The sequence below is a fragment of the Methylobacterium nonmethylotrophicum genome (assembly GCF_004745635.1).
Lineage (GTDB): Bacteria > Pseudomonadota > Alphaproteobacteria > Rhizobiales > Beijerinckiaceae > Methylobacterium > Methylobacterium nonmethylotrophicum.
Genome location: NZ_SRLB01000032.1, coordinates 20,539 through 41,545 on the forward strand (window position 1 = coordinate 20,539; position 21,007 = coordinate 41,545).

19 protein-coding genes and 2 pseudogenes are annotated in these 21,007 nt (G+C 69.7%); 12 read left to right on the plus strand and 9 right to left on the minus strand.

The features are described from left to right. Positions 1-563 precede the first annotated feature (563 nt). The 12 genes and pseudogenes from EU555_RS29135 to EU555_RS29195 form a co-directional block, all read left to right on the plus strand. Positions 564-902 (plus strand): hypothetical protein, encoded by a 339-nt coding sequence (locus EU555_RS29135; protein ID WP_123834580.1) that lies wholly within the window; start codon positions 564-566, stop codon positions 900-902. 434 nt (positions 903-1,336) lie between these two features. Continuing rightward, a pseudogene (locus EU555_RS29140) lies at positions 1,337-1,684 on the plus strand (sigma factor-like helix-turn-helix DNA-binding protein); the annotation flags it as partial. A gap of 709 nt (positions 1,685-2,393) precedes the next feature. Next, positions 2,394-2,693: a hypothetical protein gene (locus EU555_RS29150; RefSeq protein ID WP_091891478.1), complete on the plus strand. Its 300-nt coding sequence runs from the start codon at positions 2,394-2,396 to the stop codon at positions 2,691-2,693. An 86-nt stretch (positions 2,694-2,779) separates the two neighbouring features. After that, positions 2,780-3,163, plus strand: a complete 384-nt coding sequence (locus tag EU555_RS29155; protein ID WP_244537685.1) for a FixH family protein — start codon at positions 2,780-2,782, stop codon at positions 3,161-3,163. Beyond that, positions 3,163-3,726 (plus strand): FixH family protein, encoded by a 564-nt coding sequence (locus EU555_RS29160; RefSeq protein WP_091891481.1) that lies wholly within the window; start codon positions 3,163-3,165, stop codon positions 3,724-3,726. The genes EU555_RS29155 and EU555_RS29160 overlap by 1 nt, the downstream gene beginning before the upstream one ends. Next, on the plus strand, positions 3,726-5,246 hold the full coding sequence (locus tag EU555_RS29165) for an efflux RND transporter periplasmic adaptor subunit (RefSeq protein WP_091891484.1): 1,521 nt from the start codon (positions 3,726-3,728) through the stop codon (positions 5,244-5,246). Before EU555_RS29160 ends, EU555_RS29165 begins: the two co-directional genes overlap by 1 nt. Beyond that, positions 5,243-8,437, plus strand: coding sequence for an efflux RND transporter permease subunit (locus EU555_RS29170; RefSeq protein WP_091891487.1), 3,195 nt, complete (start codon positions 5,243-5,245; stop codon positions 8,435-8,437). The genes EU555_RS29165 and EU555_RS29170 overlap by 4 nt, the downstream gene beginning before the upstream one ends. A gap of 69 nt (positions 8,438-8,506) precedes the next feature. Further along, a complete protein-coding gene (locus EU555_RS29175; protein WP_091891490.1) occupies positions 8,507-9,502 on the plus strand; it encodes an NAD(P)/FAD-dependent oxidoreductase in 996 nt (331 codons plus the stop codon). Between the two features lie 756 nt (positions 9,503-10,258). After that, positions 10,259-10,636, plus strand: a complete 378-nt coding sequence (locus tag EU555_RS29180; RefSeq protein WP_091891494.1) for a copper-binding protein — start codon at positions 10,259-10,261, stop codon at positions 10,634-10,636. A 25-nt stretch (positions 10,637-10,661) separates the two neighbouring features. Beyond that, a complete protein-coding gene (locus EU555_RS29185) occupies positions 10,662-11,099 on the plus strand; it encodes a DUF411 domain-containing protein (protein WP_091891497.1) in 438 nt (145 codons plus the stop codon). A 47-nt stretch (positions 11,100-11,146) separates the two neighbouring features. Next, complete coding sequence (locus EU555_RS29190) at positions 11,147-11,410, plus strand: hypothetical protein (RefSeq protein ID WP_091891500.1); 264 nt, start codon at positions 11,147-11,149, stop codon at positions 11,408-11,410. 103 nt (positions 11,411-11,513) lie between these two features. Next, positions 11,514-11,636 (plus strand): annotated as a pseudogene (locus EU555_RS29195) (integrase core domain-containing protein); the annotation flags it as partial. Positions 11,637-11,659: 23 nt separating this feature from the next. On the opposite strand, the gene EU555_RS37290 reads toward EU555_RS29195, so the two are convergent. From EU555_RS37290 to EU555_RS29235, 9 genes are all read right to left on the minus strand, one after another. Continuing rightward, positions 11,660-12,673, minus strand: coding sequence for a hypothetical protein (locus tag EU555_RS37290; RefSeq protein ID WP_244936680.1), 1,014 nt, complete (start codon positions 12,671-12,673; stop codon positions 11,660-11,662). Positions 12,674-12,712: 39 nt separating this feature from the next. Continuing rightward, positions 12,713-13,165 carry a recombinase family protein gene (locus tag EU555_RS37295; protein WP_244537696.1) on the minus strand — a complete coding sequence of 151 codons (453 nt, stop codon included), beginning with the start codon at positions 13,163-13,165 and terminating at the stop codon, positions 12,713-12,715. A 264-nt stretch (positions 13,166-13,429) separates the two neighbouring features. Continuing rightward, entirely contained in the window at positions 13,430-14,884 is a 1,455-nt protein-coding gene (locus EU555_RS29205; protein ID WP_135418875.1) for an NADH-quinone oxidoreductase subunit N, read from the minus strand. After that, positions 14,881-16,359 carry a complex I subunit 4 family protein gene (locus tag EU555_RS29210; RefSeq protein WP_091891768.1) on the minus strand — a complete coding sequence of 493 codons (1,479 nt, stop codon included), beginning with the start codon at positions 16,357-16,359 and terminating at the stop codon, positions 14,881-14,883. The genes EU555_RS29205 and EU555_RS29210 overlap by 4 nt, the downstream gene beginning before the upstream one ends. A 13-nt stretch (positions 16,360-16,372) precedes the next feature. Further along, on the minus strand, positions 16,373-18,229 hold the full coding sequence (locus EU555_RS29215) for an NADH-quinone oxidoreductase subunit 5 family protein (protein ID WP_091891765.1): 1,857 nt from the start codon (positions 18,227-18,229) through the stop codon (positions 16,373-16,375). Continuing rightward, entirely contained in the window at positions 18,226-18,537 is a 312-nt protein-coding gene (gene nuoK / locus EU555_RS29220) for an NADH-quinone oxidoreductase subunit NuoK (RefSeq protein WP_091891762.1), read from the minus strand. The genes EU555_RS29215 and nuoK overlap by 4 nt, the downstream gene beginning before the upstream one ends. Beyond that, on the minus strand, positions 18,534-19,529 hold the full coding sequence (locus EU555_RS29225) for an NADH-quinone oxidoreductase subunit J family protein (RefSeq protein WP_135418876.1): 996 nt from the start codon (positions 19,527-19,529) through the stop codon (positions 18,534-18,536). The genes nuoK and EU555_RS29225 overlap by 4 nt, the downstream gene beginning before the upstream one ends. Continuing rightward, a complete protein-coding gene (locus EU555_RS29230; protein ID WP_091891757.1) occupies positions 19,526-20,431 on the minus strand; it encodes an NADH-quinone oxidoreductase subunit H in 906 nt (301 codons plus the stop codon). Before EU555_RS29230 ends, EU555_RS29225 begins: the two co-directional genes overlap by 4 nt. Beyond that, entirely contained in the window at positions 20,422-20,757 is a 336-nt protein-coding gene (locus EU555_RS29235; protein WP_244537695.1) for an NADH-quinone oxidoreductase subunit A, read from the minus strand. The genes EU555_RS29230 and EU555_RS29235 overlap by 10 nt, the downstream gene beginning before the upstream one ends. Between the last annotated feature and the right edge of the window lie 250 nt (positions 20,758-21,007).

The following is a 21,007-nucleotide window of genomic DNA, read 5'->3' on the forward strand; positions in this document are numbered from 1 at the left end:
GGGCGACGGCGATGAAACCGGCGCACAGCAGCGAGTTGGCCCCGGAGGCTTTCCCTGCCTCGTCGCAGCCGTCGCAGCCGTCCGGCATCGGCCCCTGCAGCGCCGCCACGGGCATGGCCGCCTTCATGTGCGCGGCCTGCACGCCATGCAGCGCGAACCTTGCCACGAGGGCGAGGGTCAGGAACTACGCGCAGACGGGGCGGGACCGGAGCTAGGATATCAAGCCCAGCATACCAGGCCGCCGCACGCCCCGAAAGGGCGCGCATCGGCTGGGCGACCGGTTTGCCGCGCATGAGTTGAGCGGGTGTACCGGCGTCAAACAGGCGTGGTTCGGGCAGCCCACCTTGTAACGAAGCGTTTGCTGCCTCCGAACTTAGCACCATGGATTGGATGTCGCAGGTGGATCGTGCGGGGTTTCGCGGCGGCTTGCACCGCGGGCCTTTGCGGCGGGCGCGGATCGCGCCGGTCGCGCTCCGCAGCGGCGCGGGATACACGGCGCCAACACGCCGTCATCGAGGATCGGAGACACCTGGCCGGACATGGTCAGAGTGGCTTCGAGGCGTATGAGGCCGCCGAGGGGGAGGCGGGCGGACCGCGGAATTCCGGCTTCGCGGGAAGGCCGCACCGGACCTTGGGACCAGAGCGCCAAGCTCGCCGCCGCCCCGGCGAAGACCCCGACGCGCTCCTACGTCGTCTTCGAGTCGCGCTTCGCCCAGGACCTGTTCTGCGCAGTTCCGACAAGCCTCCCGATCCCGGTCTTTCTCACCGATGCGGGCTGGCAGTTCCGGGGTACCCTGGGCAAGCGAGGCTTCAGGCCGCCGGGCTTCAGGGCGGCCGCGGCCCGGAAGGCGGCCAGCCGTGACGGGTTCTACCTGTTCTCTCCGCCCCATTCCGAGGATTGAGGCTGCCCGACCGTGCGAAACCTCTCCTCGGGCGGAGGAGCGGTCCCCGCCGATGGGCGTTCGCGTCGGCTCCTTGCGACGCCGGCGGAACCACTGGGAAAAGTTCGAGGCGCTGTAACGGACTTGGCGGGACATCCGAAATCAAGAACAGAAGTAGCAAGCTTTAGAGCCAGCAAAGAGTTCCACCATGAGTAGCAAGATGATCACTGTCCTCGCCGGCATTGCTATGATGGCCGGGCTGCCGGGATACGCCCTGGCCGGGTGGATCGACAATGTGCCGCTTCGCTTCCGGCCTGGCGTGCACCAAGCGGCGCCCCGCAATCTCGGAGCGCCGGATGCCGTCCGGACAACTGGGTCGGTCAACGTCGTCCCCCGCCGCCCGGCGACCCGTCGGCCGGACTCCCGTCGGCCAAACTTCTGACATGACTCGCGGCGCTTTCAACCCGCCCTTGCAGGAGAAGGGCGAGGGCGAGTGGCAGGACTGGCTCGCCGACGACGGGCCGAGCCAGGAGACGGTGCTCGCCGCCGCGGAAGAGGGCCAGAACCGGCTAGCGGCCCTGCGCGACGCGCTCTCCGTGCTGAACCCGCGCGAGCGGCGCATATTCGAGGCGCGGCGCCTCGCCGACGATCCGATCACCCTTGAGGATCTCTCGGGCGAGTTCGGCGTGTCCCGCGAGCGCGTGCGGCAGATCGAGGTCCGCGCCTTCGAGAAGGTGCAGGACGCGGTCAAGCGCAGTCTCACCGTGCGCGAGCTACCGCAAGTCCGCGCGCAAGCCGCCTGACCGCTGGCCCCTGGCGAGCACGGACAAGCCTCAACCCGAGCGGCCTGCCACCTGGGCGCTCGTCACGGTCCCTGACCCGGATTTCCCGCATCCCACGTACGACCTGACATCTCGACGGAAGATGCCTCGGGCCGACCCGCCAAGCAGACCGACGACATTCAACGCGCTCCGCCAAAGCAAGACGGCGTGTAACCATCGATCTGCCAAACTCAAAGTAACGGCAGTAAATTTGATGATCATGCCTCTGCACATCATCTTCGGGGTGCAATCGTGAATAATTTTTTCGCTGTCGTCTTGGCTCTCGCGGCCTTCGTGGCGCCTGCATCGGCCAATCCTCACTCCGGCACCCGGGATCCTGCCGCGGCATCGATCCTTCAGGCTCGATCCGCCCCCGGCATCGGCCCCCAGGCGACCGGGAGCTTACCCAACGGCTCTCGCTCGGAGCTAGACGCTCGCGGCGGGCTCGGCCGAGATATGCGGAGCAGCACGCGTGACAATGCGCAGTTTCCCGAACGAGCGCCGGAGGCACAGAACCTCGGCGGTACCGCCGGCGGCCCGCAATACTAACGGGACGCTGAGAGGCACCCTCGCGCCAGCAGCGGTCGCAGTCTGAAGGCAACCCGTCGAGTGTAACGAAAAAATCCTGCCCCCCGAACTCGTCAGTAATGGCGCTGAACGGATAGCGCTTTCCAGTCAACGGAGAGGCGTCATGAAGCTCACGGTTGGCATCATCCTTGCCTCACTGATATTGGCCGATCCGGCAATCGCCGCGCCGGGATTACAGGCACGAACCGGCCCGCAGCGACACCACCATGATCGATCTTCGGCTTACGCGCTGCGCGAGCCGGTGACGACCGGAAGCCTCGCTGGCAGCACGGGCCACGTTCGGGTCCCTCGCGACCTGCAGAGGCGGGATTTCCGAAGCAGCACCCGCGGAAACGCGCAGTTCCCGGAGCGTTCGCCTGTTCAGCAGAACCTCGGCAACACGTCGGGCGGGCCTGAGTTTTGAGCGCCCCACCTTGCACGCCTCCGCTGGCCGCAGCACGTGCTGCGGCCCCCCCCGCGCAGCGGCGGCTCTCATTGTGGCGTGCACTCGTGCTGGTGCTGCTTCTCATGGGTGCCGGCGCGACCCTCGCATCTTCCTTCAGCCGCGCCTCTTCGGGCCATTACGCCTTTGAGCTTGTCGAGCGCGAGGTGAAGCAGGGTTACGGCACAACCATTCTGGTCCGGCTCGTCGACGAGCGGACCGGAAAAGTGGTTCCGGATGCGATCCTGTTCATCAGCCGCATCGACATGTCGCCTGACGGCATGAACACGATGACCGCTCCGTTGGAGCTCCAGGCCGACGCGCTGCCCGGCTACTACCGTTTCGAGACCGACCTCTCGATGGAGGGCGGCTGGGCGCTCACGCTCGCGGCCAAGATCCCCGGACTTCCAGACCCGGTCCAAGGCAGGCTCGTCCTGCAGGCAGTGCCATAATGCATCAGAACACGCCCTTTCGCGACTTCGAGGAGTTCGAGACCGCCCCTGGCGGCGGTCGAGCAAGACGGATCGTGGGCATCGCTCTGTTTGCCACGATGCTCCTGGCTGCCATCGGCCTCGGCTACGGCTTGGGGCGTGGGACCTGGGCGGTCCCGAGCGCGATTTCAGACCACGTTCCGGCCGCTCTTGCCGGTTGGCTGCCGCGCCGAGGCACGAACTCCGAGGCGGGTGCACCTGCCGCGCTCAAGGACTACGCCTTCAATCTCGTCGGGAGCCAAGCCAAGCAGGGCGAGGCGACGCTGGCGCTGCGCTTGGTGCATAAGCCAACGGGCAAGCCAGTCCCGGACGCGATCATCTTCGCGCACCGCCTCGACATGGCACCCGCCGGCATGCCGACCATGACGACGGAGCTGGAGTCGCAGCCCGCGACCGAGCCCGGCCTCTACCGGTTCAAGACCAATCTCACGATGGCGGGCGATTGGCAGCTCTCGCTTGCCGCCAAGGTGCAGGGCGAGATCGGCACAGTGCAGAACCAGCTCGCGCTCAAGGTGGTACCGTGATGGACCAGAGGACGCCTTTCCACATCTCCGAAATTCAGGGACGCGGTTACGGTCCCGTGCGCCTTGCCGCCAGGATCGCTGGCTTCACACTCGCGCCAGCCGCTCTCGTGGGCGCACTCGTGCTTGGCCTGAAGGCCGGCGAGGTCCACTGGCCCCTGCCGGCCTGGCTGCCGGGCCCGGTCTCCACGCTCCTCGTCAGGGACGAGGCGGGTCCGGCAGCGGATGCCCCAATCCTGTACTACCGTGATCCCGATGGAAGGGCAGCCTATGCGCTCACGCCGACGAGGACGCCCGATGGCCGCGACTACCGGCCCGTACGCGTCGGCGAGGATGTCGACTTCGAGCCCCGGCCCGCCGCGAAGGAGGCCGAGGCGAACGCCACCTACGCTGCGCCCCCGGGCGGGGCCCGAAAAATCCTCTACTACCGCAACCCGATGGGCCTGCCGGACACCTCGCCGGTGCCGAAGAAGGACTCGATGGGGATGGACTACCTCCCCGTCTACGAAGGCGAGGCCGAGGACGGCAACATCGTCAAGATCTCGCCCGGTAAGGTCCAGCGCACCGGCGTCCGCTCCGAGCGGGCCGAACGTCGCGTCGTCAGCCGAGCCGTGCGGGTGCCCGGCACCGTGACGCTCGACGAGCGCCGCGTCACCGTCGTGGCGACACGCTCGGACGCCTATGTCGACCACGTCGAGAACGTCACGACCGGCGACCGCGTCCGCAAGGGTCAGGCACTGGTCCACGTCTACTCGCCCGAGATCAACGCGGCGGCGGCCCAGCTCATCGCCAACCCGGGCTTCGACGGCTCCCGGCGGCGCCTGCAGAACCTGAACGTCTCGGAAGCCGTCATCGACGAGATGGAGCGCACCCGGAAGGTGCCGATGGCCATCACCTGGTCGTCCCCGCGCGACGGGGTCGTCCTGGAACGCAACGCCATCGAGGGCATGAAGGCGTCGGCCGGAGACACCCTGTTCCGGATCGGCGACATCTCGACGATGTGGGTGCTGGCCGAGGTACCCGAGTACGACCTCGGCAGCGTCAAGGTCGGCCAGCCCGTCATTGTGCGCGTGCGCTCGCTGCCCGGGCGCAGCTTCAGCGGCAAGGTCGGGCTGATCTACCCGCAGGTGAACACGCAAACCCGCACCACCCGCGTGCGCATCGAGTTGCCGAACCCCGACGGGGTGCTCCTGCCCGACATGTACGCCGACGTCGAGATCGGGACTGGCGCGGCCAAGCCCGTGGTGGCGGTCCCGAACGATGCCGTCATCGACACGGGCGCGCGCCAGATCGTGCTCGTCGATAAGGGCGAGGGCCGCTTCGAGCCGCGCGAGGTCAAGGTCGGCGCCCGCGGCGAGGGCTACACCGAGATCCGCGAGGGTGTGCAGGCCGGCGAGCAGGTCGTGACCGCGGCCAACTTCCTGATCGACGCCGAGAGCAACCTGAAGGCGGCGCTGCAGAGCATGGCGGCGCCCAAGTCCGCCGCCGAGTCGCAGGCGCAGGCCACGGAGGCCACCCGATGATCGCACGCCTGATCGCCTGGTCGGCCCGCAACCTCGTCCTGGTGCTGATCGGCACCGTCTTCGTGGTGGCGGCTGGTCTCTACAGCGTGCGCACCCTGCCGCTCGACGCCATCCCGGACCTCTCGGACGTGCAGACCATCGTCTACACCGAGTACCCGGGGCAGGCCCCGCAGGTGGTCGAGGACCAGGTCACCTATCCGCTCACCACCGCCATGCTGACGGTGCCGAAGTCGAAGGTGGTACGCGGCTTCTCCTTCTTCGGGGTCTCGTTCGTTTACGTCATCTTCGAGGACGGCACCGACCCGTACTGGGCCCGCTCGCGCGTGCTCGAATACCTGAGCGCGGCCGGCAAACGCCTGCCGGCCGGCGTGACGCCGACGCTCGGGCCCGACGCGACGGGCGTGGGCTGGGTCTACCAGTACGCCATCGTGGCCAAGCAGCAGACGCTTGCCGAGCTGCGCTCGCTGCAGGACTGGGTCGTGCGCTTCGGGGCCTCGCGCGCCGAGGGGGTGGCCGAGGTCGCCGGCGTCGGTGGTTTCGTGAAGCAGTACAACGTCGTCGTCGACCCGAACCGGCTGCGTGCGCAAGGGATTTCGCTGAAGGCGCTCCGCGACGCAATCCGGTCGAGCAACGCGGATGTCGGCGGCCGCACGGTCGAGCTCTCCGAGTTCGAGTTCATGGTGCGCGGGCGCGGCTACCTGAAGAGCATCGCCGACATCGAAAACATCGTGCTGAAGACCGAGGCCGGCACCCCGCTGCGGGTGCGCGACATCGCCCGGGTCGAACTCGGGCCGGACGAGCGGCGCGGCATCACCGAGATGAACGGCGAGGGCGAGGTCGCGGGCGGCATCATCCTGCAGCGCTTCGGCGCCAACGCCCTCAACGTCATCGAGGGCGCCAAGGCGCACCTCGCCGAGGTCGCCGCGAGCCTGCCGAAGGGCACCGAGATCCTGCCGGTCTACGACCGCTCGCAGCTCATCGACGCCGCCATCGAGACGCTCAAGGGCACGCTCGTCGAGGAGAGCGTCATCGTGGCGCTCGTCTGCATCGTGTTCCTGCTGCACCTGCGCAGTGCGCTCGTAGCCATCCTGATGCTGCCGGTCGGCATCCTGATGGCGCTCGGCGCCATGCATCTCCTCGGGATCGGCGCTAACATCATGTCGCTGGGCGGCATCGCCATCGCGGTCGGCGCCATGATCGACGCGGCCATCGTCATGATCGAGAACGCCCACAAGCACTTGGAGCGGGCGCCCTCGGGCAAGCCGCGGGTCGAGATCCTGGTCGAGGCGGCCGCGGAGGTGGGTCCGTCGCTGTTCTTCTCCCTCCTCGTGATCACGGTCAGCTTCCTGCCGATCTTCACCCTGGAGAGCCAGGAAGGGCGCCTGTTCGGGCCGCTCGCCTTTACCAAGACCTTCGCCATGGCGGCGGCGGCGCTCCTGTCGGTGACCCTGGTGCCGGCCCTGATGGTGCTGTTCGTGCGCGGGCGCATCATCCCCGAGCATCGCAACCCGCTGAACCGGCTGCTGATCTGGGTCTACCGCCCGGTCATCAGGGTTGTGCTCAGGGCCAAGGTGCTGACCATCCTGCTGGCGGTGGCGGCGCTCGGCCTGACCATCTGGCCGGCCCGCCAGCTCGGCTCCGAGTTCATGCCGGACCTGAACGAGGGCACCCTGATGTACATGCCCACGACCTTGCCGGGCATCTCTGTGACCCAGGCCGGGGAGCTGCTGGCGACGCAGGACCGCATCATCAAGTCCTTTCCCGAGGTCGCCTCGGTCTACGGCAAGGCGGGGCGTGCCTCGACGGCGACGGACCCGGCCCCAACCGAGATGTTCGAGACCATCATCGCCCTGAAGCCGAAGGCGGATTGGCGTCCCGGCGTGACGCTGGCGAGCCTCAAGGCCGAGATGGACAAGGCCCTGCAGTTCCCCGGCGTGTCGAACGCCTGGACGCAGCCGATCCGCGCCCGCATCGACATGCTCTCGACCGGCATCCGCACGCCGGTGGGCATCAAGGTCTACGGCACCGACCTCACTGAGATGGAGAAGGTCTCTCGCGAGGTCGAGGCCGTGGTGCGGAACGTGCCGGGTACGTCCAGCGCCTACGCCGAGCGGGTCATCGGCGGCTACTTCCTCGACATCACGCCGGACCGGGAGGCGCTCGGGCGCTACGGCCTGATGGTCGGGGACGTGCAGGACGTCATCGCGACGGCGCTGGGAGGCGAGAGCGTCACGAACACGGTCGAAGGGCGCGAGCGCTACACCGTCAACGTGCGCTACCCCCGCGCCTTCCGTTCGGATCCGCAATCCATCGCCACCGAGGTGCAGGTGCCGTTGCCGGCCGGCGGCACGGTGCCGCTGGGCGAGGTGGCCAAGGTCCAGCTGACCCGGGGGCCGACCTCGATCCGCACCGAGAACGGGCAGCTCGCCGTCTACATCTTCGTCGACCTGGCCGGGCGCGATCTCGGCGGCTACGTCGCCGAGGCCCGGGACGCGGTCAACAGGGAGGTCCAGCTTCCGCAGGGCATGAGCGTCCAGTGGAGCGGCCAGTTCGAGTACCTGGAGCGGGCGGAGGCCAGGCTGAAGATCGTGGTGCCCGTGACGCTGCTCGTCATCTTCCTGCTGCTCTACCTGAACTTCCGGCGCCTGACCGAGACGCTCATCGTCATGCTGTCACTCCCGTTCTCGCTGGTGGGCGGGGTCTGGCTGCTCTGGTGGATGGGCTTCAACATATCGGTCGCGGTGGCCGTCGGCTTCATTGCCCTGGCGGGCGTGGCGGCCGAGACCGGGGTGATCATGCTGATCTACCTCGACCATGCCTGGGACGAGCAGCGGGCCGCGGTTGCCGCCGCGGGCCGCGAGGCGACACGTGCGGACCTGTACCAAGCCATCATGGTGGGGGCGGTCGAGCGCGTGCGCCCGAAGATGATGACGGTGGTCGCCATCATGGCCGGGCTCGTGCCGATCCTGTGGAGCACGGGTGCCGGGTCCGAGGTCATGCAGCGCATCGCGGTGCCGATGATCGGCGGCATGGTGTCCTCGACCGTGCTGACGCTCGTCGTGATCCCGGCCATCTATGGCCTAGTGAAGGCGCGTGGGCTTCCGCACCGAAGCCCTCCTCGCACCGGCACTCCGAAGCCTGGTAAGGCTCTGGTCCGCGTGCAGCCGCGCCTGGTCAATCCCGCCGAGTGAGTGCGGGGCGGCGTCGCCCCGACCATCGGGAAAAGTTTTCATCACACGCCACGAGAGGAAGCCGGAACCATGCCGCAGAGTGTATTGGATTGCCTCGTGATCGGCGGTGGACCGGCAGGCCTTACGGCCGCGATCTACCTGGCCCGCTTCCGCCGGCGCTTCCAGGTCTTCGATGCCGGTGCAAGCCGTGCGGCCCTGATCCCGACCTCGCACAATCACGCGGGCTTTCCCGAAGGCATTCACGGCCGGGCGCTTCTGGGCCGGATGACGGAACAGGCGCGCAAGTACGGTGCCCATATCGTCCCGGGGTCCGTCACGCGCCTGGAGCGCCGGCCGGACGGCGTCTTCCTGGCCACGCTGGACGGGGAGCCGATCCCGGCCCATACCATCCTGCTGGCGACCGGGGTTGTCGACCGCGAGCCGGACCTGCCCGACGTGCCGGACGCGATCCGGCGCGGGCTGGTGCGCCATTGCGGGATCTGCGACGGCTACGAGGCTATGGGCAAGCGGGTCGCGGTGATCGGGCACGGCAGCAGCGGGCTGCACGAAGCGCTGTTTCTGCGGACCTACACCGCCGACATCACTCTGCTGTCGCTGGGTCGGTCCCTGGTGCTGACGAAGGAGGAGCGTCGGCAAGCGGCACAGGCCGAGATCGTGATCGTCGAGGAGCCGGTCAGGCGCGTGGTCGTCGAGGGGGATCAGGTCCGTGCGCTCGACATGCTCGGCGGGGCGTGCCGGTCGTTCGATGTGCTCTACGCGGCGCTGGGCAGCGACGCCCGGTCCGACCTTGTGCACGGTCTGGGCACCCGTCTGGATGACAAGGGCTGCGTGGTGACAGACGAGCACCAGCGCAGTTCGACCGACGGCCTGTTCGCCGCCGGCGACGTGGTGCGCAGCCTCGACCAGATCAGCGTCGCGATGGGCCAGGCCGCCATCGCCGCGACGGCGATCCACAACCGCCTGCGCGGGGTGCCGTCGCCGAGGGGAGCTCCGGACGACACGCTGTCGTTCTCACCCCAGGACCTGTGCACCTGCTGTTCGCCGCCTGACGCAAGACGGCACTGAGCCCCGGCACCGGCGACGTTGCGATGCGACCGGCCGGACGCGAAATCCCGCAGCGTCCGCGATCCCGCGGCGGCGGCACACTCGGCTGGGCGTCCGCTCTTGACCTCGGGACTTGTCCTCGCATGCTGAACGCTTTCCGAGTGGGCCCTTGCGACCGCGCACGCTCTCGTCAAGAGGCCCTCCGCGTCGGCCACCCGCGTCAGCTCGGTCTGATCCGCTTGGCCGCCCTGCCGCTCACTCGAAAGACATTCCCACTATAATCGTTCGCCTGCCATTCCGAGTTTATACAAGACGCACCAAGATCCAGTCAAATCCGGAGAATATCTTGTCATGTGACGCAGCTTTTCTGTGCTGCTCCCCGGAGTTTTTGTGAATTCGACTACGGCGCGCTACGCCTCTGCGGGTTGAATGGATAACGTCCCGGACTGTTTCCGTCTGGGCGCGAACCGGAACCCGCCCCGGACATCGGAACCGACCGATGGCGTCCTGGTGATCGGCTCGGTCGACAAGACACCTGCCCGCTCCAGGCGTCCCCCCCGGTCGGGTCGGGCCGGGAAGCCGTAGGACGACGTCGGTGCCGCGGCTTGTATTCTGTGGCAGCCGGCGGCGAATTGTAACCTTTCCTGCGCCGGGTCCGAATGTTCGATGTGAAGGGGCCGCAACGCGCGCGCCCTCCGCCTCGAAGGAGCGTCCGGGCTCTCGCCAGGGCGGCGCCTAAGCCGTCCCGGCCAGCCGGATCAGAAAGAAGGACCACCGATGTCTGATCTTGGCCAATCGAGCCGAAAGAGCGCGCTCACTGCGGCTGTCGCCGCGCTGTTGCTCGCGGGTGGCGTGCAGGCGCAGGCCGCGCCGATGGGCGACATGACTGGTATGAGCGGCAAGGCTGGCGCGGAGAGCGGAAAGCAGCAGACGGCCAGCACCACTGGGACCGTCGCGGCCGTGAACACGGGCCAGCACAAGGTGACCTTCGACCACGAGCCGATCCCGGCGATCAACTGGCCCGCCATGCACATGGAGTTCCCGGCGGCCTCCTCGGTCGATCTCTCGAAGGTCAAGCCGGGCGAGAAGGTCAAGTTTACTCTGAGTGGGAGCAAGGGCTCCTACACCGTTCAGTCGATCACCCCGGCCCAGTAGGGCAGACGGGCCGGAAGGGCATGCCATGATCCACCGCCGTGCACTCGTCGGCGTTCTTCTTGCGGTGACCGTGCCGTCCATGGCCGCGGCGCAGGGCGCCCAAACCGCCATTCTCTACAAGAACCCGCAATGCCAGTGCTGCGACGCCTACGCGAAGGTGCTCCAGCGCAACGGGATTGCGGTTACCGTCGAGGAGACTCCCGCGCTCGCGGCACTCAAGCGCGAGCACGGCGTGCCCGAGCCGCTCCAGGGCTGCCATACGCTGCTCATCGACGGCTACGTCGTCGAGGCACACGTGCCGGTCGCCGCGGTCAAGAGGCTGCTGGCTGAGCGGCCCGCCATCAGGGGCATATCGCTGCCGGGCATGCCGGCGGGCTCGCCGGGCATGGACGGGGAGAAGACGGCGCCGTTCACGGTCTACGAGATCAGCGACGGCGCCCCGAAGGTCTTCGCACGCGAGTAGCGCGAAGGCAGGACTACTTCGAAACGCACGGACGACAGGAGAAATTTATGTCCAAGATCTCGCAGCTCGCACCCGCCGCTCTCGGCTTTGCTCTGTTCGCCGGCATCGCCGCTGCCTCGGCCGAAACTGCCACGAACCCCGCACCCTCGGACAAGGGGGTGATGGGCGGCATGATGCAGGGTGACGGCATAATGCCGATGATGCAGGAGATGTCGAAGATGATGGGTAACTGCAACAAGATGATGCAGACCATGATGGACCGGCAGAACCAGGGCGGGTCCGGCCAGCAGAACCCAGACAAGCGCGGCTGAGCCGGAGACGCGCGCTGACCCGCTGACCGCGAGGGCCGCGCGCAGTCGGACCTCCCGCGGTGGTGGCCGGGCCGTCGGTGGGCGAGCTCCAATTGTAGCTAAGCTTCCCAACGCCTTCGTGGAGTCGTTCAACGGCAGGCTCCGGGACGAGTGCTTGAACGAGACCCTGTTCCGCAGCCTCGGCCACGCACGGGCCGTGCTGAGCGCGTGGCGGGACGATTACAACTGCTCATCAGAACGCACATCTCGCTATGTTATTGAGGCGAAGAGGGATTGTTGCGCCGGATGCGGTACCGCGCGGTGTTTGCCGCGGTTCGATGCCTCCTGCGCGAGGGCTTTGGCGCCCGGGCCGTCGAGAGCGGCGCGGCTGAACACCCAAGGTCCGTCGGCGAGCGGATGCATGGCATCGACCTCGCCCCGTTCCGCCGCCAGACGAAGCGTGCGCGCGGCGACGCCGACACGAGCGGCGGCTTGGGTCAGGGTCAGCCAGGGCTCGTCGCCCGCCGCGGCCTCGCGGAACACCGGGATGCGGTATTGCGAGCGCAACGCCGTGACGCGCTCGCGCGTGAAGCGGTTGCCGTGCCCCGTCCTGACGCCGTTGCGGTTGAGCACGCCCGCAATCACGTCGTCACGCGCGATCAGCGCCAGCGCGCGCACGGCCTCCACCACATCGGCAGGCGTACTGGTCCGCTGGCCGCGTCGCCGACGCGGGAGGCGATGCTCGGTGTGAGCACCGCCGATCCAGTGCAGGGTGAGCACGATCTCGGCCCGCGCCTCGTCGAGGTCCGCGACCGCTTCGTGGATCAGGGTGCGCACGATCCGCTTCTTGAGCCGTGCATCCGTCGTCGGCGCTGCCCAGACGCCTTGCAGGTCCGCGGCGAGCGTCTCCAGCGCGACCGGAGGAAGGGCGGGCCGAGGGGCGAGCGCGTCGTGCGCGCCGATGCGCGTCTCGCAGGCGCCGACCCGGGACAGAGCTCGGTTCCAGCGCGCTTCGAGTTCGCCGGTCACCAAACGGTTCTCGGGGTCGGCCGCATCGTACTGCCAGAAGGCCCGGTCGGCCGCGTAGCGCGCCGCCTCCAGGTCTCGCACCATCGCCTCGCGCGCTTCGTCGCGTCGCGTGCTCGCCTGCGCCTCGGCTGCCCGCGCCGCCTCGATCGCGCCCGGCTGCATGACCGCTAGGAGCGCGGCCTCGACCACATCGTCGACGCGCAGACCGCCGAAGGCGATGCAGTTCGGCTCTCCATAGTCGATCCGCCCGCGCACGCAGGCGTAGCGCGGGATCTGTCCCTTGGCTCCAGTGTACTACACGCTGAGCTTGCGCCCGCAGCGCCAGCACCGCAGCAACCCTGCGAGCAGCGCCGCACCGAGCTTGGGCGCGCCGCGGGAACTGGTCGGAACGTTCTCGCTCACCATCGCCCGGATCGCCTCCGCCCGTTCCCACTCCACGTAACCTTCATGCGAGCCCGGCTTCAGCGCCAGCCACTCCGAGCGCGGCGTGCGCCTGGCCCGCGCCTTGGCGCCGGCCGCGTCGTAGCTGGCCGTGACGCGGCTGCGGCCGTAGGCGTAGGCGCCGCCATAGGCCGGGTTGGCGATGAACTCGCGAAGCGTCGAGTAGCGGGGGCGGCGCCAGACGACCGGGCCGGCGTTGACACGTGTCGGCAGATCGAGCCCGTGCTCCAGGAACCAGAGCAGGGCCTGGCGCACGCTGCCCAGCTCGGCCACCTTGTCGATGCCGAGGCGGATCGCGGCCTGCACGCGTCGATCGGGATCGATCTCGAGCCGATCCGATGCACATCGCGCTACCTCCCCTTGCCTGAACGGCATCTTTCGGACCTCGATCAATCCGAGCCGTCCGCGCGCCCGCGACACCCGGCAGGGCGGCCGCGCGTCGGTGCATGGCCCTGGGGCTGCCGGGTGAGCGCGGATCGAAGGCCGACCGAGACCGGGCCGGATCGGAGATCCTGGGCCGGTGGATTCACGACCATGCCGCTAGAGCGTACCGGCCCGCATCGCGTTCGGCTATCGCAGCAGCGTCGCGCCGAGCTGCGCCACGCCGCGCAGCACGCTCGGTGCGATGCCGAAGGCCAGCGTCGCCGCCGAGCACAGGCCGAGCGCGAAGGCGTACCCGACGCCGGGCGCCATCCCCTCGGGGCGCTCGGGCTCCCGGAAGTACATCTCGGCGATGACGGCGACATAGTAGGAGAGCGCCACCGCCATGTTGGCGGCCGCGAGCACGGCGAGCCAGGCGAGGTCGCCGTCGATGGCGGCCAACAGCAGGAACACCTTGCCGGCGAAGCCCGCCAGCGGCGGGACGCCGGCCAGCGACAGGAGGGCGAGGGTCAGCGCCGCCGCCGACCACGGCGCGCGCCGACCGAGGCCGCGCACCGTCGCGAGGCCGTCGCTGCCGGACATGCGCTCGACTTGCGCGACCACCGTGAACGCCGCGAGGTTCATCAGGAGATAGGCCACGACATAGTACCCGATGGCCGGCAGCGCCTGGGGGACGCGACCGGCGACCGCGACCGCCATCAGCATATAGCCGGCCTGGGCGATGCTGGAATAGGCCAGCAGCCGCTTCAGGCTTGCTTGGCGGAGCGCCACCAGATTGCCGAAGGTCATCGTCGCGGCCGCCATGAGGGCGAGCACGGAGGGCCAAGCAGCTAGAGCCCCCGGCATCGCCTCCAGCAGAAGGCGGAGGAGACCGGCGAAGGCGGCCGCCTTCGGCACGACCGAGACGAAACCGGAGATCGGGGCCGTGCCGCCCTGGAACACGTCGGGGGCCCAGACGTGGAACGGCACCAGCGTCATCTCGAAGCCGTAGCCGACGACGACCAGGCCAAAGGCCAGCGCGACCCAGGCCCGGTCGGCGCCGGCGAGGCCGGCACCAATGGCCCGCAGGTTCAGGCTGCCGGTGAGGCCGAACAGGAACGTGAGCCCGTAGGCCATCACCGCCAGCGCGGCGGCACCGTAGAGGAAATATTTGAGCGTCGCCTCCTGGGCGGGCCCGTCGCTCCGGACGAGCAGCACGAGCAGGTAGGAGGGGAAGCTCACCATCTGCAAGAACAGGACGATCAGGCCAAGGTCGGTGGCCGCCGCGAGCCCCATGCCCCCGACGGTCGCCATGAGCAGTGCGACCGGATGGTGCGGCTCCTGCTCGCTCGCCCGGAAGTGGGAGGCGAGCGACAGCAAGCTCACCACGGCGCCGGCCTCGATGACGAGTTGGTAGAAGGCCCGGAACGGGTCGACGGCGTAGGTGCCGCAGAAGGCCTCCCGCGGCGTGGCCGTCAGCATCGGCACGGTCAGGCCCATCGCGGCGAGGAGGGCGAGGAGCGCGAGCGCGGCGGGTAGGCGGCGCCACCGGCCGCGGGCCCAGCCGGCGGCCGGGACCAGGGCCAGGGCGGTTCCGGCCAGGACCATCTCGGGCGCGACCGCCCCGAGATCCATGCAGCCGCCCATCGCCACCCCGCCGGTCACGGGAGGTGCGCCAGGGCGGCGGTCGTGCCGTCGAGCAACGCGACCAGGGTAGCGGGCAGGATCCCGACCGCGACCGACAGGGCCGCGAGCGCGGCCGCCGACCAGACCTCGCCCGCAGTCAGGGGTGGCAGGGCCGGTGCATCCGCCGGCGCCCGCCCCATCAGCAGGCCGGTCACCAGCCGGAGGTAGACCGCGGTCGTGACGACGAGCGCGAGGACGGCCAACCCGGCGACCCAGGCGGAGAGCTGCAGGGCGGCGCCGACGGCCTGGAACTCGGCGATAAAGCCGGACAGGCCCGGGAGCCCGAGGGAGCCGAAGGCGAGCAGGCCGAACAGGCCGCTGAAGACCGGCATCGAGCCGATCAGGCCGCCGAAGCGGTCGAGATCCCGCGTGCCCGCGCGGTGCTGAAGCATGCCCACCAGCAGGAACATGCCTCCGGTCAGGAAGCCGTGGCTGACCATCTGGACGGCGGCGCCGTTGAGCGCGAGACGGCGCACTCCCTCGTCCCCGGACAGCGCCGCCACCGCGACGCCGAGCGTGACGAAGCCCATGTGGTTGACCGAGGTGTAGGCGACGAGCCGCTTCATGTCGGACTGCGCCAGCGCCGCCAGGGCCCCGTAGAGGAGCGACACCAGGGCCACGGCGACCAAGACCCACCCGAACCGGGCGACGGTCTCCGGCAGGGCGGGCAGCAGGACGGCGAGCATGCCGTAGCCGCCCATCTTGAGCTGAAGGCCGGCGAGCACGACGCTGCCCTCGGTCGGGGCCTCGACGTGGGCGTCGGGCAGCCAGTTGTGCAGCGGCACGACCGGGAGCTTGACCCCGAACCCGAGGAGGAGCGCCAGGAAGACGAGGCCGCCCGTGAGCGGCGCTCCGTCCAGCGGCCGCGCCTGGACGATGGCCGGCAGCGAGAAGCTGTGTGGCTCCATGGCGAGGTAGAGGGCGAGGAAGCCGAGCAGCATGGCGAGGCTGCCGGCGCGGGTGTAGAGGAAGAACTTGAGCGCCGCGTAACGCCGCCGCTCCCCGCCCCAGATGCCGACGATGAAGTACATCGGCACCAGGCCGACCTCGAAGAACAGGTAGAACAGCAGCAGGTCCTGGGCCGCGAACAGGCCGATCAACCCGGTCGCGAGCAGGAGGAAGAGGAAGGCGTGGGCGTGCGCCCGGTCGTGCTCTGGGAACACGTAAGCCATCACCACGGTGAGCAGGACCGCGGTGAGCAGGATCAGCGCCAGGGAGAGGCCGCCGACGCCGACGTCGTAGCTCGCCCCGACCGAGGGGATCCACGGGAGCGTCAGCCGCCACTGCAGGCCGCCGACGGCCGGGTCGAAGCCGGCCCAGAGGATGACGGCGGCGGCCAGCGTCAGCGCAGCCCCCGCCAGCGCGGCCCGGCGGACGAGGTCCGGCCGGCCGCGCGGCAGCGCCAGCACGGCGAGTCCGGTAAGGAGCGGCAGGAAGATGGTCACCGTCAGCATCGGGTCGGTTCCCTCAGGGCCAGAGCATGAGCGCGCCGGTGGCGAGCGCCGCCGCGGTCCAGGCGAACAGGCCGAGCGTGTAGAGATAGAGGCGGCCGGCCTGCAGGGCGCGGAGCCGCTCGCCGCCGCTGGCGAGCCCGGCGGCGAGACGGTCGCCGCCGCGCCCGAAGCCTCGCGACTCGACGCGCCCCGTCGTCCGGGCGGCGCGCCGAGCCCCCTCGGCGATGCCGCGAGCGCCCGCGTCGAGCGCGCCTTCGACCGTCGGGATCGTCCGGGCGAGTCGCATGGTCCAGCGTGCCGGGGCCTCGGTGGCCGCTGCCAGCCCGGCAGCCAGCCGTGTCGGGAATGTGCCGAGCGCGGGCGCTCCGCCCCATCCCCGGGCCGCACCGATGCCGAGGCCGAGGATCCCGGCGGCGATGCCGAGATTTCGCCATCCCGCCTCCGCTTCAGGCCCGGCGGCGAAGGGCAGAACGGCACCGAGCTGGCCGGCCAGCAGCCAGCCGAGACCCGCGGCGGCCAGCGCCAGCCCGCCCATGCCAGCGCCCATCGCCCAGCCGCTTGTGCCGGCGGCGGCAGGGGCGCGGCCCCTGCCCTGGCCGAGGAAGGTCGCGGCCCCCGCGCGGCCGATGTAGGCGCCCCCGAGGAAGACGAGCAACACGACCAGGGTCCCCGTCCCCGGCCCGTGCCGCGACGCGACGGCGAGGACCGCGTCCTCGCTCCAGTACCCTGACAGGGGCGGCACACCGGCCAGCGCCAGAGCCGCGACGAGGAAAGCGGCCCCGGTCAGGGGCAAAGGGCGGACGAGGCCGCCGAGCCGGTCGAGGGCTCGCGAGCCCATCCGCTCCTGCACGACGCCGGCGGCGAGGAACAGGGTCGACTTGAAGGCCGCGTGCGCCGCGAGGTGGAGCGTAGCCGCGCGCGGCCCGCCCAGGCCGAGCGCCACCATCATCTCGCCGAGCTGTGAGCAGGTGGACCAGGCGAGCACCCGCTTCAGGTCCGTCTCGGCGGTGGCGATGAGGCCGGCGGCCAGGGCCGTGACGGCCCCGATCCAGAACAGCGCGTCGAGCGCGAAGGGCGCCGCCGCGAAGACCGGGTACAGGCGCAGCACGAGGAACACGCCGGCGGCGACCATCGTGGCGGAGTGCAGCAGGGCCGAGACAGGGGTCGGCCCGACCATCGCGTCGGGCAACCAGGCGGAGAGCGGCAACTGAGCGCTCTTGCCGATGGCCCCAGCGAGCATGAGGAGCGCGATCAGGGTGGACGCGCCGGGGGCGATCCCACCGCCCTCGATGGTGCCGACGAGGGCCTCGATGTCGCTGCTCCCGACGAGGCCGAGCGCCAGGAGCCAGCCGAGCAGGAGGCCGACGTCGCCGGTCCGGGTCATCAGGAACGCCTTGGCGGCGGCACCCGCTGCACCGGGCGCGGCATGGTCGAAGCCGATCAGGAGGAACGAAGCCAACCCGACCAGCTCCCAGGCCGCGAACAGGAGCGCGAGGGAGCTCGACAGCACGAGGGTCAGCATGGCGCCGACGAACAGGCCCATCTCGGCGAAGAAGCGTGGCCGATCATCCCTCCCGGCCATGTACCCGAGGCTGTAGAGGCCGACGCACAGCGCGACACCGGCGACGGTCATCGCGACGAACCACGTGAGCGGCGTCGCCGCGAGACCGACGGTGAGCCGATAGCTGCCGCTCTCGAACCAGGTCGCCGACAAGGCGGCACCGGGCGGCATCAACGCGAGGCCAGCCATGGACAGGGTGACGGCGCCGACCACGAGTTCGCCCCCGCCCCAGGGCAGGCGCCGGCCGAGCCCGAGGGCGGCGAGGGCCGCGAGCAGCGGCAGGACGGGGACGGCGAGAAGCGGGATCATCGCTTGAGGTCGGCGTAGGCGTCGACCTCGGCCGTCCGCCGCTGCCGATAGAGCAGTAGGACGAGGGCGAGCCCGATGGCCATCTCGACGGCGCCGACCGTGACGACCAAGATGGCGAAGATCTGCGCGGCGTAGTCGCCCGGTGCGGTGAAGCGCCAGAACGCGACGACGTTCAGGCCGATGGCGTTGAGGAGCACCTCGACACCCATCAGGATCATGACCGCCGAACGCTGGGCGACCACGGTGTAGAGGCCGATGGCGAACAGGAGCGCGCCGACGACGAGGTAGGCGGTCAGCGGTACGGTCATCCCGCATCTCCCCCGTGCTGGTGGTGGGTGTCGTGCCCGCTCGCGTGGCCGGCTGTCCGGTCCGCTCCTGCCTGCGGCGCGAGACGGTCGCCCCGGATCGGTTCCGGCTTGGCGTCGACCGCGACCCGGGCGCCGCGCGAGGCGTCGTCCGGGTAGGCCGAGGGCCGGGCGAGCAGCACCGCGCCGAAGACGCCGATCAGGATCAGGAACCCGGCGCCCTCGAAGGCGACCATGTACTTGTCCATGAGGAGATGTCCGACCCGGCGCGCCGAGTCCGGGTCCGGTAGGGCGTCGGACACCGACCAGGCCGGACGCAGGACTAGCATGCCCACGAGCACGATCCCGACCCCGAGGGCGAGCCAGGCCGCGAGCGGGCGCACGGGCGTCACCATCGACATGTCCATCTCACCCATGTCCATGCCGCCGTGGCCGCCTCCATGCTCGTGCTCGTGAGAGGCGTGCCCGTGCTGACGGGCCGCGTGCTCGCCATGTCCGCCATGGGCCTCGTGCGGCATGGCGTTCGCCGCGCCGTCGTGCGCGGGGGCCTGCTCGCCGTGCGCCTCGCTGCCCTGCCGGGGCTCGTCCGGCTCGGCGTGGCCCCCGTGACCCGTGGCGGTGGCCTGGTCGCCGGCTTCGCCCTGTCGGTGGCCGTCCTGTCCGGCCTCCGAGGGCTGGCGCGGGACGAGCCCCAAGCTGGACCAGCGTTCCAGCGGGGCCATGTCCATGCCGGCCATCATCGCCCCGCCGGGGTCGTGCATGACCAGCACCATGAACAGGATCATGACCAGAAATCCGCCGATGTACATCATGACCTGAAGCAGCCCGATCAGGTCGGCGGACAAGAGGATGAACAGACCGGCGACGCCGATGAACGAGGCCATCAGGAAGATGCCCGAGCGGAACATGCTCATGGTCGTGGTCATGCCGAGCGCGCCCGCGACGGCGATAGAGGCGCACACCCCGAAGGCGGTCAGCTCGAAGGCCGCGGTCATGCCCGCGGTCCCACGCCGAGGAGGATCAGCCCGCCGACGAGGAGCACGTTGACGAGACCCGCCGGGATCAGGACCTTCCAGGACAGCGCCAGCATCCCGGCCGTCGAGAGCGGCCGGACACAGCGCCCGAGCCCCAGCATCAGCGCCATCAGGGCGTAGGTCTTCGCCAGCATCCAGGCCCAGCCCGGCAGCCATGACCCCGAGGGGCCGCCGAGGTAGAGCACCGCTCCGATCGCCGCGACGACGAAGAGCACCCCGGCGAGCGCGACCCGCCACAGGAGGGCGGACCAACCGCCGGTCACGCCGAGCACGCCACCGCCGATGGAGTCCGCGAACGGCTCCAGGAACGGGGCGCGGTAGGACTGCATCAGCCCTGTGACGAGGTAGAGCAGGAAGCCTAGGGGTTGCAGGACGACGAACCACAGGTCCCGCTGCGCCTCGACAACCGTGACGGTCGATAGCGAACGGGCCATCATGACCACGCCGACATAGGCCAGCCCGAGCGGAACGACGTAGGCGACGAGTTGGGCGACGATGCGATAGAAGGCCTCCACGCTGTCAGGCGTGTTCGCGCCCCAGCCGGCGAGCGCCAGGCCGAGCACGACGAAATCGACGACCACGATGACGTAGAACAGGCCGATGCCGAGATCCCGGCCGATCAGCCCGGGCCCGAACGGCACGACCACCGTGGCGAGCGCGACCCCGGCGAGCGCCACAACCGGGCCGGCCGGCAGCAGCCACCGGTCGGCGTTGGGCAGGTCGAGGCCGCCGCGGAGCTCGGCGCCGCGCGTCGGGCCGGCGTCCCAGCCCGAACGGGCGAAGAGGCGCTCGACGGCCCAGGTCAGGCCGGCGCCGAGGAGCAGGGCGGTCACGACGGCAGCGGCGCTGGCGATCACTCCCACCGCAGGCCACCCATGCCCCAGGCATAGGCTATGCCCGCCGAGAGGAGCGCGATGAAGACCAGCATGTCGAGGAAGGCGCTCACGCCGACATCGGCGAAGACGACCGCCCACGGGTACATGAAGATCATCTCCATATCGAAGGCGAGGAAGATCAGAGCGTAGACCGCGTAGCCGAAGCGGAGCTGCGCCCAGGCCGGGGGAGCGCCGATGGCTCGTCTGGGTGTCCGCGCGAAGGCTGCGAGGGCCAGCAAGGCGAGACCGGCTGCCATGAGCAGCACGAGCGCCACGAACCCGTAATCGCCTGCAATTGGTGACGGTGCCTGCACGCCACACCTCACTCGGTTTCCTTGTTCGCTCGCCCGGCATGATGTGACCTCGATCGCCCATGTAGCAGCACGCCGAGTGTGAATGACGAAACGCCGGTGTCACCGTCCAACTCGTGCCGTTGGCGAACGAACCTCTTGCGTCAATCCTTCTTGAGCACCCCTCACGCGATCCTTGACCGGCTTCGCCGGATCCGAGAGCATTGCTGCCGCCACCGAAAAGGGTCTTTGCCTGAGGCTGTGGATCTATCCT